The organism is Amycolatopsis eburnea, assembly GCF_003937945.1.
Classification (GTDB): Bacteria; Actinomycetota; Actinomycetes; order Mycobacteriales; family Pseudonocardiaceae; genus Amycolatopsis; species Amycolatopsis eburnea.
Window position 1 is genome coordinate 729,868 of sequence record NZ_RSEC01000059.1, and the last position, 16,958, is coordinate 746,825.

General features: G+C 74.2%; 5 protein-coding genes. All 5 read left to right on the forward strand.

Annotated features, from left to right (window positions below):
- The 5 genes from EIY87_RS35420 to EIY87_RS35440 all read left to right on the forward strand — a co-directional run bounded on the left by EIY87_RS35420 (position 1) and on the right by EIY87_RS35440 (position 16,919).
- Positions 1 to 198, forward strand: a complete 198-nt coding sequence (locus EIY87_RS35420) for a hypothetical protein (protein WP_125314246.1) — start codon at positions 1 to 3, stop codon at positions 196 to 198.
- A gap of 10 nt (positions 199 to 208) precedes the next feature.
- Entirely contained in the window at positions 209 to 14,944 is a 14,736-nt protein-coding gene (locus EIY87_RS35425; RefSeq protein ID WP_125314247.1) for a non-ribosomal peptide synthetase, read from the forward strand.
- Positions 14,945 to 14,980: 36 nt separating this feature from the next.
- Positions 14,981 to 15,280 (forward strand): hypothetical protein, encoded by a 300-nt coding sequence (locus EIY87_RS35430; RefSeq protein ID WP_125314248.1) that lies wholly within the window; start codon positions 14,981 to 14,983, stop codon positions 15,278 to 15,280.
- A 110-nt stretch (positions 15,281 to 15,390) separates the two neighbouring features.
- Entirely contained in the window at positions 15,391 to 16,722 is a 1,332-nt protein-coding gene (locus EIY87_RS35435; protein ID WP_125314249.1) for an MFS transporter, read from the forward strand.
- Positions 16,722 to 16,919 carry an MbtH family protein gene (locus EIY87_RS35440; RefSeq protein ID WP_125314250.1) on the forward strand — a complete coding sequence of 66 codons (198 nt, stop codon included), beginning with the start codon at positions 16,722 to 16,724 and terminating at the stop codon, positions 16,917 to 16,919. The genes EIY87_RS35435 and EIY87_RS35440 overlap by 1 nt, the downstream gene beginning before the upstream one ends.
- Positions 16,920 to 16,958: the final 39 nt, after the last annotated feature.

Genomic DNA, 16,958 nt, shown 5'->3' on the forward strand with positions numbered 1-16,958 from the left:
ATGACCTGCGAAGACCTGCCCGGCGCCGATGCCCCCAATGTGGCGTTCGGTGCGTTGGACGCACCGAACGCCACATTGGGTGCGCTGGACGCACCCAACGCCACATTGGGGCGCATTGGCCGGTCGTCGGGCGTGGTGCCGCTCCGCGAACTCAACTTGGGCGAGCTGGAAAGCCTCGCCTCCGACCAGGAAGCGTGAGGACGTCCCCATGACCTCGTCCAGACAGGACCGCATCGCGGCACTGCCCGCCCACCTGCGGGAGAAGCTGCGTGCGCGGATGGCGGGAACGGCCGGGGCGGGGCCGGAGATCCCGGCCGCCGACCGTTCCCGCCCGCTGCCGCTGTCGTCCGCGCAGCGCCGGCTGTGGTTTCTCAACCGGTTGCGGCCGGACGACCCGGAGTACAACAGCGCCTTCGCGCTGCGCCTGACCGGGGAGCTGGACGTCGCCGCGCTGGCGGCCGCGCTCACCGCGCTCGTCGCCCGGCACGAACCGCTGCGCACGACGTTCGCGGAAGCTGATGGCGAGCCCGTGCAACGCATCGAGCCGCCGTACGAGGTCGCGCTGCCCGTCGTCGACGTCGGGGCCGCCGACCTGGACGCGGTCCTGCGTGCCGAGTACGCCAAGCCGTTCGACCTCGGACGTGGGCCGCTGCTGCGCGCGCTGCTGGCCCGCCTCGGGCCGGCCGAGCACGTGCTGCTGGTGAGCGTCCACCACATCGCCACCGACGGCGCCTCGATGGGCGTGCTCAACTCCGACCTGGGCGTGCTCTACAGCGGCGGGAAGCTGCCCGCGCAGCCCCTGCAGTACGCGGACTACGCCGCCTGGCAGCACGCTCGCCCGACCCGGGCGGCCGGGCTGGCCCACTGGAAGCGGCAGCTCGACGGCGTCGTCCCGCTGGACCTGCCCACCGACCGCCCGCGGCCGCCGACCAAGGGGACCGCGGGCGCGGTCACCGAGTTCACGGTGCCGGACGACGTAGCCGCGCGCCTCGCCGAGCTGGCCCGGACAACCGAGACCACGCTGTTCACGGTGCTGCTGGCCGCGTGCCAGGCGCTGTTCGCCCGGTACTCCGGGCAGGACGACATCGCGCTGGGGACGGTCGTGCAGGGCCGGGACCGGCCGGAGCTGCAGCGGATCGTCGGGTTCTTCGTCAACACCGTCGTGCTGCGGTCCACTGTGGACTCCGCACGGCCCTTCACCGAGCACCTAGCTGTGGCGCGGCAGACCGTGCTGGACGCCTTCGCCCACGACGACGTGCCGTTCGACGAGCTGGTCGAGGCCGGCCGCGATCCCGGCCGCAACCCGCTGTTCGACGTCATGGTGCTGCTGCACACCGCCACCGGCGACGGGATGCGGCTGCCGGGACTGGCCGTGGAGGCGGTGGGCGTCGGGCGCGACTCGTCCAACTTCGACCTCACGGTGGAGTTCGAGGAGTCCGGCGGCAAGCTTGCCGGGCTGGTGGAGTACCGCACCGAACTGTTCGACGCCGCCACGATCGACCGGCTCACCACCCACCTCGTGCGGCTGCTGACGGCGGTCGCGGCGGACCCGGCGCAGCCCATCGCGGACCTGCCGCTGACCACCGGGGCGGAGGAGCGGCGGCTGCTGGAGTGGGGGAGCGCCGCCCACGACGTCCCCGGCGGCACCATCGTCGATCTCCTCGACCACCAAGCCCGCACCCGGCCCGGCGCGACCGCGCTCGTCTGCGGCGACACGCGGCTCACCTTCGCCGAACTCGCCGACCGCACGGACGCTCTCGCCGCGGACCTCGCCACCCGGGGCGCGGGCCCGGACCGGGTCGTCGCCGTCGTGCTGCCGCGCTCGGCCGACGCCATCATCGCCCTGTTCGCCGTGCTCAAGGCCGGCGCGGTGCACCTCTCGATCGACCCCGGCCTGCCGCCCGAACGGATCCAGGTGCTGCTGGCCGACACCGACCCGGTGGTCGTCGTCCTGGAAGACACCATCGCCACCGGAGGCGTGCGTCCCCCGAACCCGCGGCCGTCCGACGCCGCCTACGTCATCCACACCTCCGGCTCGAGCGGCACCCCCAAGGGCGTAGTCGTCGAACACGCGGCGCTCGTGAACCTCCTCGCCGACCACCGCACCGTCTTCGGCCGCGACCCCCTCCGCGTCGCCCTGACCGCGACGCTGTCGTTCGACACCTCCTGGGAAGGCCCGCTCCTGCTCGCCGACGGGCACGAGCTGCACCTCATCGACGACGAAACCCGCCTCGACCCGGCCGCGCTGACCCGGTACGTGCGCGACGAACGCGTCGACTTCCTCGACGTCACCCCCTCCTACCTGCGCCAGCTGCTTCCCGCCGGCCTGCTCACCGGCGAGCACCGGCCGCGCTTCCTGATGGTCGGCGGCGAAGCCCTGCCCGACGACCTCTGGCGCGCACTCGCCGACGCGGACACCGAGGCGCACAACTACTACGGTCCCACCGAGTCCACTGTGGACGCCACCCGCGCCGAAGTGGCCGGCGGGCGGCCGGTGATCGGGCGGCCGCTCGGGAACGTCCGCGCGTACGTCCTCGACGACCGCCTCCGGCTCGTGCCGCCCGGCGTCCCGGGCGAGCTCTGCCTCGCCGGCGCCCAGCTCGCCCGCGGCTACCTCGGCCGCCCGGGGCTGACCGCGGACCGGTTCACCGCCGATCCGTTCGGCCCGCCCGGCACCCGGCTCTACCGCACTGGCGACCGCGCCCGCTGGACCGCCGGGGGGCAGCTGGAACACCTCGGCCGCCTCGACGACCAGGTCAAGGTCCGCGGCTTCCGCATCGAACCCGGCGAAGTCGAAGCGGCGCTGCGCGCCCAACCCGGCGTATCCGACGCCGCCGTCGACGCCCGCGGCGGGCGGCTCGTGGCCTACGTCGTCGGCAGCACCGACGGACTGCGCGCCGCGCTGAGCCGGACGCTGCCCGCCCACCTCGTGCCGTCCGCGTTCGTCGCGCTCGACCGGCTCCCGCTGACCCGGCACGGCAAGCTGGACCGCCGTGCCTTGCCGGACCCCGAACTCGCGACCGCCACCGAGTACGTGGCTCCGCGGAACGACCGCGAACGGCTCGTGGCCGACGTCTGGGCGGAAGTACTGGGCGTCGACCGCGTCGGTGCCGACGACGACTTCTTCGACCTCGGCGGCGACTCCCTGCGCGGCATCCGCGTGGTCGCCCGGCTGCGGGACGCGCTCGGCGTCGACGTCCCGGCCCGGCTGGTCTTCACCGCCCCGACCCCCGCCCGGCTGGCCGCCGAGCTGCCCGACGCGGCGGCGGCCGGGGAGCGGATCCCGCGCCTGCCGCGCGACGGCGGCCGCCTCGAAGCGCCGCTTTCCTTCGCCCAGCAACGGCTCTGGTTCCTCGACGAGTTCGAACCGGGCAGCACCGAGTACGTCTCGCCGACCGTCCTGCGCCTGCGCGGCGAGCTGGACACCGCCGCGCTCGACCGGGCGTTCACCGCGCTGGTCGCCCGGCACGAGTCCCTGCGCACGACGTTCGCCACGGTCGACGGCCACGGCGTCCAGGTGGTCCACCCGCCGCACGCCGTCCGCGTGCCCGTCACCGACGGCGACCTGGAGTCGGCGCTCTCCGGCGCGACCGGACCGGTGGACCTGCACACCGGGCCGCTGCTGCGGGTCGCGCTCACCCGGCTCGCGCCGGAGGACCAGGTGCTCACCCTGGTGCTGCACCACATCGTCACCGACGGCTGGTCGGCCGGCGTGCTGCTGCGCGAGCTGGCCGCGCTCTACCGCGGTGAGGAACTGCCGCCGTTGCCGATCCAATACGCCGACTACGCGGTCTGGCAGCGCGACCGCCTCGCAGGGCTCGAGGACCAGCTCAGCTACTGGCGCCACCGCCTCGACGGCGTCCCGGCGCTGGACCTGCCCACCGACCGGCCGCGCCCGGCGGTCCGCACGAAGAACGGCGCCCTGCACGAGTTCCGGATCCCCGCCGGGACCACCGCGCGGCTGCAGGAGCTGTCCCGGCAGCACGGCGGCACCCTCTTCATGACCCTGCTCGCCGCCTGCCAGCTGCTGTTCGCCCGCTGGTCCGGCCAGCGCGACATCGCCGTCGGCACGGTCGTTTCCGGCCGCGAGCGCACCGAACTGGAAGACCTGGTCGGGTTCTTCGTCAACACGCTCGTCCTGCGGTCCACTGTGGACCTGAGCCGGGACTTCGGCGCGTTCCTCGGCGAAGTCCGCGACACCGTGCTCGACGCGTTCGCCCACCAGGACGTCCCGTTCGACCGCGTCGTCGACGACCTGCAGCCCGGCCGCGACACCAGCCGCACCCCGCTGTGCCAGACGATGGTCGTGCTGCACAACACCCCGGACGCGCGGCCCGCGATGCCCGGGCTCGACGTCGAGGAGCTGGCGCCGCCGGTCGTCACCGCGGGCTTCGACCTGATGGTCCACTTCCAGGAGACGGCCGGGCGGCTCGACGGCGTCGTCAACTACAACACCGACCTCTTCGACGCGGCCACGATCGAGCGGCTCACCGGCTGGCTGGGCACCCTGCTCGACGGCATCGCCGCGGCCCCGGACCGCCCGCTCGCCCGGCTGTCGTGGACCACCGCCGCCGACCGCGACCTCGTGCTGACCCGGTGGAACCCCACCGCGGCCGCCGCCGTGGAGCCGACGCTGCCCGAGCTGTTCGCCGCGCAGGCCGCCCGCACGCCGGACGCCGTGGCGGTGACCGGCGGGACCACCGAGCTGACCTACCGCGAGCTGGACCGGCGCGCCAACCGCCTGGCCCACCGGCTCGTCGCCGAGGGCGCCGGGCCGGAGCAGCTGGTCGCGCTGCGGCTGCCGCGCTCGGCCGACCTCGTGGTGGCCGTGCTCGCCGTGCTCAAGGCGGGTGCCGGGTACCTGCCGATCGACCCCGCCTACCCGGTGGCGCGGATCGAGGCGATGTTCGCCGACGCGGACCCGGTGTGCGTCGTCGACGACGTCGCCGCCGACGGGCAACCCGACACCGACCCCGGCGTCCGCGTCGATCCCGGCAACACCGCGTACGTCATCTACACCTCGGGCTCGACCGGCGTGCCGAAGGGCGTGCTCGTCCCGCACGCCAACGTCACCCGCCTGTTCTCCTCGACCGCGCACTGGTTCGGGTTCGGCGAGCAGGACGTCTGGACGCTCTTCCACTCCTACGCCTTCGACTTCTCGGTGTGGGAGCTGTGGGGCGCGCTGCTGCACGGCGGCAGGCTCGTCGTCGTACCCGCCGACGCCGTCCGCTCGCCGGAGGAGTTCCTCGCGCTGCTGGCCGAGCAGCGGGTCACCGTCCTGAACCAGACACCGTCGGCGTTCTACCGGCTGGGCACGCTGCCGTCGCCGCCGCTGAGCCTGCGGTACGTGATCTTCGGCGGCGAAGCGCTGGACGCGTCCCGGCTCGCCGACTGGCGACGGCGGCACCCGGACGGGCCGGCGCTGGTCAACATGTACGGCATCACCGAAACCACCGTGCACGTCACCTACCGCCTGCTCGACGAGCACGGCCCGGCCACCGCCGGCGTGCCGATCCCGGACCTGCGCGCGTACGTTCTCGACGCCGACCTCGAGCCGGTCCCGCCCGGCGTCACCGGCGAGCTGTACGTCGCCGGCGCGGGCCTGGCGCGCGGCTACCTGAACCGGGCGGGCCTGACGGCGTCCCGGTTCGTCGCCGACCCGTTCGGCGCGCCCGGCACGCGGATGTACCGCACCGGCGACCTGCTGCGCTGGACCGCCGGCGGAGAGCTGGACTACCGCGGCCGCGCCGACCAGCAGGTGAAGATCCGCGGCTTCCGCATCGAGCTGGGCGAGGTCGAGGCGGCGCTGAGCGCGCACCCCGACGTCACCGGTGCCGCGGTGCTCGCCCACGGCACCGGCGACGCGCGCCGGCTCGTCGCCTACCTGACCGGTGCGGTCCCCGGCACGACGGCGCTGCGGGAGTTCCTCGCGCGGGCGCTGCCCGCGCACATGGTCCCGGCTGTGTTCGTCCCGCTGGATAAGCTGCCGCTCAACGCCAACGGCAAGCTCGACCAGCGTGCGCTGCCCGAGCCGGGCGCGCGCACCGAAACCCGGTACGTGGCCCCGCGCACCGACGTCGAGACCACGCTCGCCGACGTGTGGTCGGCGGTGCTCGGCGTCGACCGGGTCGGCGTCGAGGACAACTTCTTCGGCCTCGGCGGCGACTCGATCTTGAGCATCCAGGTCGTCGCCCGGGCCCGGCAGGCCGGGCTGACGGTGTCGTCGAAGGACCTGTTCCGGCACCAGACCATCGCCGAACTCGCCCGCGTCGTCACCGCCGGCGCCCCGGTGGCGCCCGTCGCGCCGGAACCCAGTGGCCCGGCACCGCTCGGGCCCATCCAGTCGTGGCTGTTCGAGCACCTGGCCGAGCCGTGGCGGCTCACCATGTCCGTCCACCTCGTACTGTCCTCTGTGGACGTGCCCGCGCTCGCCTCCGCGTTGCGCCGCGTCACCGAGCGGCACGACGCCCTGCGGATGCGGTTCACCCGCGACGGCCGCGGCTGGACCCAGGAGCCCGCCGAAACCGAGGACGCCGAGCTGCTGCGCCAGGTCGACCTGTCCGAAGTGGATGACCTGCCCGCCGCCATGCACGCCGAGGCGCTGCGCGCGCAGACGTCGCTCGACATCGTCGCCGGGCCGGTCTGGCGCGCGGTGCTGTTCACCTTCGCCGATCGCCCGCCGCAGCTGTTCCTGACCGCGCACCACCTGGTGATGGACGGCGTGTCGTGGCGCGTCCTGCTCGCCGACCTCGACCGCGCCTACCACGGCGAAGCACTGGAACCGGTCGGCACGTCGTTCACGCACTGGGCCCGCACTCTGGCGGAGTACGCGCAGCGAGGAGGCCTCGACAACCAGGCCGCGTACTGGGAAACGGCGTTGCGCGAGGCACCGACGGAACTCCCGGTCGACCGCTCCGGGCGCGCCACCACCCGCTCGGGGCGCGCGGTCTCGGTGTCACTCGGCCGGACCGAGACCGCAGCGCTCCTCCAGGACGTGCCCTCGGCGTACCGGACCGAGGTCAACGACGTCCTGCTGAGCGCGCTCGGCCACGTCGTCGCCCGCTGGACCGGCCACGAGCGGGTCCTTCTCGCGATGGAAGGCCACGGCCGCGAGGAAATCGCCGCGCCGCACGAACTGTCCCGCACGATCGGCTGGTTCACCGCCCAGTACCCCCTCGCGCTCACCGTCCCCGGCGGCGACTGGGGTGAAGTCCTCAAGAGCGTCAAGGAACAGCTGCGCGCGGTGCCGGACAAGGGGGCCGGGTACGAAGCTCTGCGTTACCTGAGCGACGCTGGTTTCCACGACCACCCCACGCCGCGGATCTCGTTCAACTACCACGGCCGTTGGGACGTCGCGAGCGACGACGGCGGCTGGTACCGCGGCCGCGGCGAGAGCCTCGGGCACGACAGCGACCCCGACGGTCTCCGGCCGTACCTGCTCGACGTCGTCGGCGTGGTCGAAGGTGGCGAACTGCACCTGACGTGGGAGTACTCGACCGAGGTCCACGAGGAGAGCACGATCCGCGCCCTCGCCGAAGAGACCTTGGAAGCCCTGCGCGGCATCATCGACCACTGCGCCGGCGCGGGCGGGCGTACGCCGTCGGACTTCCCGCTGGCCCGGCTCGACCAGGCCGGCGTCGACCGGCTGGTGGGTGACGGCCGCGACGTCGAGGACATCTACCCGCTCACCCCGCTGCAGGCGGGCATGCTGTTCCACAGCCTGGTCGACCACGGCTCGAACGCCTACTTCGACCAGTTCCGGCTGCGGCTGGCCGGGGTCGCCGACCCGGCGGCGCTCGCGCAGGCGTGGCAGCGGGTCGTCGACCGCACGCCGATCCTACGGACCAGCACCGTGTGGGACGGCGTCGACGAACCGCTCCAGCGCGTCCACCGCGACGTGCGCGTCCCGGTCGCGCACCACGACTGGCGCGGCCAGACCCCGGACGAGCAGCAAGCGGCGTTGGCCGACCTGCTGGCCGCCGACCTGGCCGCGGGCATGGACCTGACTTCACCGCCGCTGATGCGCCTGGCCATCGCCCGGCTCACCGACGACGAGGTCCAGCTGCTGTGGACCTCCCACCACGTCCTGCTCGACGGCTGGAGCACGGCGCAGGTCTTCGGCGAGGTCGTCGAGCAGTACACGGCCATCGCCGAGGGCCGGGCCGCGCGGCTGGTGCCCCGCCGTCCGTTCCGCGACTACCTGGCCTGGCTCGCGGACCAGGACGCCAGCGAAGCCGAAAACCATTGGCGTGAGGCACTTTCCGGTTTCACGACGCCGACGCCGCTGCCGTACGACCGCCGTCCGCGCGAAGCCCACCGCGCCGAATCCGCCGACGCCGTGCTCGTCGAGCTGACCCCGGAGGAGTCGGCCGGCGTGCACGCCGCGGCGAAGGCGGCCGCGCTGACCGTGAACACCGTCGTGCAGGGCGCGTGGGCGCTCCTGCTGTCCCGCTACGCCGGGGAACCCGACGTGCTGTTCGGCACCACGGTGTCCGGCCGCCCGGAGAACCTGCCGGGCGTGGAGAGCATGATCGGCATGTTCATCAACACCGTGCCGACCCGCGTCGAAGTCCGAAGTGGACAGCCGGTGGCCGCGTGGCTGCAAGAGCTGCAGGCGGCCCAGGCCGAGGCGCGCCGCCACGACTTCCTGGCCCTGTCGCAGGTGCAGGCGTTCTCCGGCGTGCCGGCGGGCACCGCGCTGTTCGACAGCGTCGTGGTGTTCGAGAACTACCCGATCGAGGACAGCGGGCAGGACGGCGTGCGCGTGGCCGACGTCGATTCCCTCGACACCACGAGCTTCCCGCTGAACCTGACCGCCTACCTGCACGACCGGCTGGGCCTGGAGCTGTCCTACGACCCGCGGTTGTTCGACGAAACCACCGCGCGGCGGCTGGCCGGGCAGCTCGCCGGGCTCGTCCGCGCCTTCGCCGCCGACCCGGAGTGCCGGCTCGGCGAGCTGTCGTCGCTGACCCCGGCGCAGCGGCGCGACCTGCTGGCCTGGGGCCGTGGCGAGCCGCGCGAGGTCCCCGCGGGGACGATCCTCGACGTGTTCGAGGCGACCGCCGCCCGCATCCCGCACGAGACCGCGCTCGTCTTCCGCGACACCGTCCTCGACTTCGCCGAGGTGGACGCGCGGGCCACCCGCCTGGCCCGGGAACTCGCCGACCGGGGTGCGGGCCCGGAGCGGGTGGTCGCGGTGGCGCTGCCGCGCTCGGCCGAGGCCGTCATCGCCGTCCTGGCGATCTTCAAGGCGGGCGCGGTGTACCTGCCGATCGACCCGGACCTGCCCGAGGAACGCGTGCGGTTCCTCCTCGACGACGCGCGGCCGGTGGTCGTCCTCGGCCGTCCGGCGGATGCGGTGCCGCCGCCGGTACCGGGGCGGCCGAGTGCGGACACGGCCGCGTACGTCATTTACACCTCCGGCTCGACCGGCACGCCGAAGGGTGTCGTGGTCGAGCACCGCGCCTTGATGAGCCTCCTGACCGCGCACCGCGGAGCCTTCTTCGGCCACACGCGGCAGCGGTTCGCGCTCACCGCGTCGCTGTCCTTCGACACGTCGTGGGAAGGGCTGCTGGCGCTGGCCGACGGGCACGAGCTGTACGTGCTCGACGGCGACACCCGGCTGGACCCGGCGGCCGCCGTCCGCTACCTCCACGGCCACCGGATCGACCTGCTCGACCTCACCCCGGCCTACCTGCGCCAGCTCGTGGACGCCGGGCTGCTGACCGGCGAGCACCGGCCCGGCACGGTGATGGTCGGCGGTGAAGCGACCGGCGAAGCGCTCTGGCAGGAGCTGGCCGCGTCCGGCGTCACCTGCCTCAACTACTACGGGCCGACCGAGGTGACCGTCGACGCCGTGCACGCGCCGGTGACCGGCGACCGGCCGCTGATCGGGCGGCCCCTGCCCAACCTGAGCGCGTACGTGCTCGACGACGACGGCGAACCGGTCCCCGCCGGGGTGCCGGGGGAGCTGTACCTCGCCGGGCCCCAGCTCGCCCGCGGCTACCTCGGCCGCGCGGGGCTGACCGCGGACCGGTTCGTCGCCGACCCGTTCGGGCCGCCCGGGAGCCGGAGGTACCGCACCGGCGACCGCGTCCGCTGGACCGATGACGGCCGGCTCGACTACCTCGGCCGCGTCGACGACCAGGTCAAGATCCGCGGCTTCCGCGTCGAACCCGGCGAAGTCGAAGCCGTGCTGCGCCGGCACCCGGCGGTCGCCGACACGACCGTGGCCGCCCGCGACGGCCGGCTCGTCGCCTACGTCGTCGGCGAGACCGCGGGGCTGCGCGACTGGCTGCGGGACCGGCTGCCCGGCCACCTCGTGCCCACGGCGTACGTCTCCCTCGACGCCTTGCCGTTGACCCGCCACGGCAAGGTCGACCGGCGCGCGCTGCCCGAACCCGGGCGGGAAGCGGCCGCCGAGTTCGTGGCGCCGCGGACGGACGTCGAACGGCGGCTGGCCGCGATCTGGGCCTCCGTGCTCGGCGTCGACCGCGTCGGGGTCACCGACAGCTTCTTCGAGCTGGGCGGCGATTCCCTGCTCAGCATGCGGATCGCGTCGCGGGTGCGGGCCGAACTCGGCGTCGAGGTTTCGCCGCGGGTGCTCTTCGCCGCGCCGACGCTGGGCGCGTTCGCCGCCGCGCTGCCCACCGGGCAGGTCCCGGTCGACCCGATCCCGGTCGTCGCCCGCGACGGCGCGCTGCCGCTTTCCTTCGCCCAGCAGCGGTTGTGGTTCCTCGACGAGTTCGAACCCGGCGGCACCGAGTACCTCTCGCCCACGGCGTTGCTGCTGCGCGGCGACCTCGACGTCGAGGCGTTGCGGCGGGCGCTGGACACGCTGGTCGCGCGGCACGAGTCGCTGCGCACGACGTTCGGCGCGGTCGACGGCCGCGGCGTCCAGTACGTGGGGGAGCCGTACGCGGTCGAACTGCCCGTCGAGGACTTCGACGAGGACGCACTCGCGCGGGAGGCCCTGCGGCCGTTCGACCTGCGCATCGGCCCGCTGCTGCGGGCGCGGCTGTTCCGGCGGGCGCCTGAGGAGCACGTGCTCCTGCTGGCACTGCACCACATCGTCACCGACGGCTGGTCGGCCGGCGTCCTGGCCACCGAGCTGGACGCCTGCTACGCGGCCCACGTCCGGGGCGCCGAGCCGGACCTGCCGCCGTTGCCGGTGCAGTACGCGGATTTCGCGGCCTGGCAGCGCGACCGGTCCGAACCGGCCGAGCAGCTGGGGTACTGGCGTGACCGGCTGGCCGGGCTCGCCCCGCTGGAGCTGCCCACCGACCGCCCGCGCCCGCCGGTGCGCACGACCGAAGGGGAGTGGCTCGGCTTCGACGTCCCGGCCGATGTGGCCGCGAAACTGCGTGAGCTGGCGAGTGCCCAGGGCGGCACGCTCTTCATGACGCTCGTGGCCGCGTGCCAGGTGCTGCTGGCGCAGTGGGCCGGGCAGGACGACGTCGCCGTCGGCACGGTCACGGCCGGGCGGGACCGCGCCGAGCTGGAACGGCTCGTCGGCTTCTTCGTCGGGACGCTGACCCTGCGGTCCACAGTGGACACCCGGCGGTCGTTCCGCGAGTTCCTGGCCGAGGTGCGCGAGACCGTGCTGGACGCCTTCGCGCACCAGGACGTCCCGTTCGAGCGGGTGGTGGACGCGGTGCAGCCGGTCCGCGACCCGAGCCGGACCCCGCTGTTCCAGGCCATGGTCGTGCTGCAGAACACCGGCGACCGGCCCGGCGGCGGGACGCTCGTCGCGGGGGAGGTCCCGCTGCCCGCGGGGTCGGCGCCGTTCGACCTGCTCGTGCAGTTCGAGGACGACGGCGGCGCGCTGCACGGCGCGGTCAACTACAGCACCGGCCTGTTCGACGCGTCGACCATCGACCGGCTGGTGGCCCGCCTGCGGGCGCTGCTGACCGCGCTCGTCGCCGAGCCGGACCGGCCGCTGGCCGCGCTCCCGCCGTTGCCCGCCGCCGAAGCGGACCGGTTGCGCGCCTGGAACGACACCGCGCGGGACGTCGCGCCCGCGTCGCTCGCGGAACTGGTCGAGGCGCAGGCGGAGCGCACGCCGGACGCGGCCGCGCTGGTGTCCGAGGACGGCACGCTGACCTTCGCGGAGTTGAACGCGCGGGCGAACCGCCTGGCCCGGCTGCTGGCCGAGCGCGGCGCGGGGCCGGAGCGGGTGGTCGGCGTGCGGCTGCCGCGGTCGGTCGCGCTGGTCGTCACCGAACTCGCCGTGGCCAAGACCGGCGCCGCGTTCCTGCCGGTCGATCCCGGTTACCCGGCCGAGCGCATCCGGTTCATGCTCGAGGACGCCGATCCGGTGTTCGTGGTCGACGCCGAACTCGACACGCCGGGCTACCCGGACGCGAACCTCGGGCGTCCGGTCGATCCGGACACCCCGGCGTACGTGATCTACACATCCGGCTCGACCGGGCGGCCCAAGGGCGTCGTCGTCACCCACCGCGGGCTGGCGTCGTTCTCCGCCGCCGAGATCGCGCACTGCGACGTGCGCGCCGGGGACCGCGTGCTCGCGTTCAGCTCGCCGAGCTTCGACGCGTCGATCCTCGAGCTGTGCCTCTCGCTGCCCGCCGGGGCGGCGCTGGTCGTGCCGCCCGAGGGACCGCTGCTCGGCGACCAGCTCGCGGATGTGCTGGGGCGCCAAGGGATCACGCACGCGCTGCTCCCGCCGGTCGCGCTGGCGACCGTGCCCGACGTCGCCCTGCCGGGCTTCCGCACGCTGCTCGTCGGCGGGGACGCGTGCCCGGCCGAGCTGGTGGCGCGGTGGGCGCCCGGGCGCCGGATGATCAACGCCTACGGCCCGACCGAGGCCACGGTCGTCACGTCGTGGAGCGGCCCGCTCGAACCGGGCGGCACCCCGCCGATCGGCAGGCCGATCCCGAACACCGAGGTGCACGTGCTGGACGCGGCACTGCGGCCGGTGCCGATCGGGACGCCCGGCGAGCTGTACGTCAGCGGGCCGGGCCTGGCGCGCGGCTACCTGGACCGGCCGGGCCTGACCGCGGACCGGTTCGTCGCCAGCCCCTTCGGCGCCCCGGGCACCCGGATGTACCGCACCGGCGACGTCGTCCGCTGGACGGCGGCGGGCGAGCTGACGTTCGCCGGGCGCGCCGACGAGCAGGTCAAGATCCGCGGGTTCCGGGTGGAGCTGGGCGAGATCGAGGCGGCGCTGCGGCAGCACCCGGACGTGCGGGAAGCCGTCGTCGTCGCCCGCGAGATCGAGGGGCACAAGCGGCTCGTCGCCTACGTCGTCGGCGAGGTGGCCGAGCTGCGGGCGTACCTCGGTGACGCGCTGCCGGACTACCTGGTGCCGTCGGTGTTCGTGCCGCTGGCCGCGGTGCCGGTGACCGCCAACGGGAAGGTCGACCGGGCGGCGCTGCCGGAACCGGACCTGACGGAGGTGCGGACCGGGGAGTTCGTGGCCCCGCGCACGGACGTCGAGACGACGCTCGCCGGGGTGTGGTCGGCGGTGCTCGGCCTGCCCCGCGTCGGCGTGACGGACAACTTCTTCGAACTCGGCGGCGACTCGATCCTCGCCATCCAGGTCGTGCACCGGACGCGGCAGGCCGGGCTGGCGCTGCGGTCGAAGGACCTGTTCACCCACCAGACGGTCGCCGAGCTGGCCACCGTCGTGCACGCGGCGGAGGACGCCGTCGAGGAGCGGGAGGCGGTCGTCGGCGACGTCCCGCTGACGCCGATCCAGCGGTGGTTCTTCGACTCGGAACCGGCGAACCCGGCGCACTTCAACCAGTCCGTGCTGGTCGAGCTGGCCGGTCCGGTCGACGAAGAAGCCTTGCGGCAAGCGCTCGACGCGGTGCTCGCGCACCACGACGCGCTGCGGCTGCGCTTCGAGCGGACCCCGGACGGCTGGACGCAGCACAACGCGCCGGTCGAGGCGGGCGCGGTCTTGCGGGTGGTGCCGGCGGCCGACCTCGAGCAGGCGGCGGACGACGCGCAGGCGAGCTTCGACCTGGCACGTCCGCCCCAGCTGCGCGCGCTGCTGTCCGGCCGGCGGCTGTTCCTGGCCGCGCACCACCTCGTCGTCGACGCGGTGTCGTGGGGCATCCTGCTGGAGGACCTGGAGCGGGCGTACCGGCAGATCGAAGCGGGGGAGAAGCCCGACCTCGGCCCGAAGACGACGTCCTTCCGCGACTGGGCCCACCGGCTGCGCGAGTTCGTCGTCTCCGGTGGTCTCGACGGCGAGCGCGAGCACTGGGAACGCGATCTGCCCGGCTGCGCGGTCCCGCGCGACCGGACAGCGGCACCACCGGGCGCCGACGTGGTCACGGTCGCGGTCGACTCGCGGGCGACGGATGCGTTGCTGCACCTGGCGCCCGGCGCGTACCGGACGCGCATCAACGACGTCCTGCTCGCGGCGCTGGCCCGGGCGCTGACCCGCTGGACCGGGGAGCCCGCGGTGTCGGTCGACCTGGAGGGGCACGGGCGCGAAGAGATCCTCGAGGGCGCGGACCTTTCCCGGACGGTCGGCTGGTTCACGACGATGTTCCCGGTGGCGCTGACGGTGGATCCGGCGGCGGGGTGGCGTGAGCTGGTGAAGGCGGTCCGCCGTCAGCTGCGCGCGGTCCCGGGCAACGGCTTCGGGTTCGGCGCCCTGCGCTGCTACCGCGACCCGTCCCTCGGCGCGCGGACGCCGGAGGTGGCGTTCAACTACCTCGGCCAGGGCGACCACGCGGGATCTGGCGACGGGTTGTACCTGCGGGCCCACCCGCCGATCGGGCGCGAGCAGGACCCGGCGAACCTGCCGGCCCACGTGCTGGAGGTCGTCGGCGGGGTGCGGGAGGGGCGGCTGGAGTTTTCCTGGTTCTACCGGCCGGACCTGCACGAGAGGGCGACGGTGACAGGCGTCGCGAACGACTTCGCGGAGGCGTTGCGGGCCATCGCGGCGGACTGCCGAGGAGCCCGACCGTGACCGGCGGCGAGCGGTTCACCGGCGAGGCTGACGGTCGTGGTGGTGCTGGGTCCGGCCCTGCCGCGATCGGTGCTGCGGGCGCTGGTGCGAGCGCTGCCCGTTCCGGTGCCCCGAGCGCCGGTGCCGCGGGTGCTGGTGCTGCAGGTGCCGGTGCGAGCGCTGCCCGTTCCGATGCCCCGAGCGCCGGTGCTGCGAGCGCTGGCACCCGCGGCGAGGGTGACGGCAGTGGCGCTGCCGCCGGCTCCACCGCGATCGGCGCTGCAGGCGCCGGGGCTGGCTGTAGCGCTGGAGCTGCGGATGGTGGCGCTGCGGGTGCCGGTGGCGGCGCAGACGTGAGTGGTGCTGCCCGTTCCGGTGCCTCGTGCGCCGGCGCCGCGGGGGTCGGTGCTGGCCGTGGCGCTGGAGCCGCACATGGTGGCGCTGCGGGTGCCCGTGGCGGCGCAGACGTGAGTGGTGCTGCGGCGGGCGGTCCCGCTGCGGGCTCCGCCCCCGCACCAGACCGCAGCGCGGGCGACCGCGACCGGCCATCCGTCGCACCCCGGCTCGGGCGCAACCGCGACTACCGCCTGCTCTGGACCGGCCAAGTCGTCTCGGAAGCCGGCTTCAGCACCACCATGATCGCCTTCCCCCTCCTCGTCCTGGCGCTCACCGGCTCGGCCGCGCAGTCCGGTCTCGTCGTCGGCGCCGTCGCGATCGCCCAGCTCGTTGCCGGGTTGCCCGCCGGCGCGCTCGTCGACCGGTGGCCGCGCAAGCTCGTCATGCTCGGTTGCGAAGCGGTGCAAGCGGTCGCGGCCGTCGGGCTGGTGCTGGCGTTGTGGTGGGGGACGGCCGGGGTCGGGTTGCTGGTCGTGGTCGCCGTCGTGATGGGGGTGTGCCGTGCGCTGTTCGAACCGGCGGAGGAAGCGAGCCTGCCGCGGCTCGTCGCCGACGCGCAGGTACCCGCCGCGGTGGCGATGAACGCCGCGCGGACCAGTGCCGGGCAGCTGTCCGGCACCGCGCTCGGTGGGTTCCTGTTCGCGCTGGGGCGGCTGGTGCCCTTCGCCTTCGACGTGCTCGCGCACGTGTTCGCGTTCGTGTCGCTGGTGTTCGTGCGGCTGCCGGGCCGTCCCGCGCCGGCCGGGCGGGCGCCCGCGCACCTGGGGCGGGAGATCCTCGAAGGGCTGCGGTGGGTGTGGCAGCAGCCGCGGTTGCGCGTCACGGTCTTCTGCGTGGTGAGCCTGAACCTGTTCTTCTCCGCGTACTACCTGGTGATCATCGTGCTGGCGAACGAACGCGGCGTGCCGTCCGGCGAAATCGGCGTGATGGCGGCGATGCTCGGCGCGGGCGGCATCCTCGGCTCGCTGGCCGCGCCGTACCTGCACCGCAAGCTCAGCCCGTACCTGCTGATCGCCGGCGTGTTCTGGGCGCTGACGCTGCTGACCCCGCTCGCCGTCTTCGTCCACAGTGGATACCTGATGGGCGTGCTGTTCGCCGTGATCGCGTTCCTGCCGCCGGCGGCCAACACGACGATCAGCACCTACCAGCTCCTGTTCACCCCCGACCACCTCCGCGGCCGCCTCGGCGGCGTCCTCGGCGTGACGGGCGGCCTCGCGGCGGCACTCGGCCCGGCCCTCGGCGGCTGGCTGGTGGACGCCCTCCCCGGCCCGGCGGCCGTCCTGACCTGCGCGGCGGCCATCGCGCTGGTCACCCTCCTGACGACGTGCAGCGGCACCCTCCGCGGCTTCCCGGCCGCGACGCAGGCACGCGAACTCGATCCCGCAACGGAAAGGAACCCCTGATGGACGAGAACACCACCTTCCAGGTCCTGGTCAACGACGAGGAGCAGTACTCGCTCTGGCCGGCGGACAAGGAGGTACCCGCGGGGTGGCGCCCGGACGGCACGACGGGCACCCGCCAGGAGTGCATGGACCACGTCGACGAGGTGTGGACGGACATGCGCCCCCGCAGCCTCCGCGACCGCATGGCGGCGCAGTAGCCGGGTCGAGGAAGAAGCCGGCCACCGCGAATCCGCGGG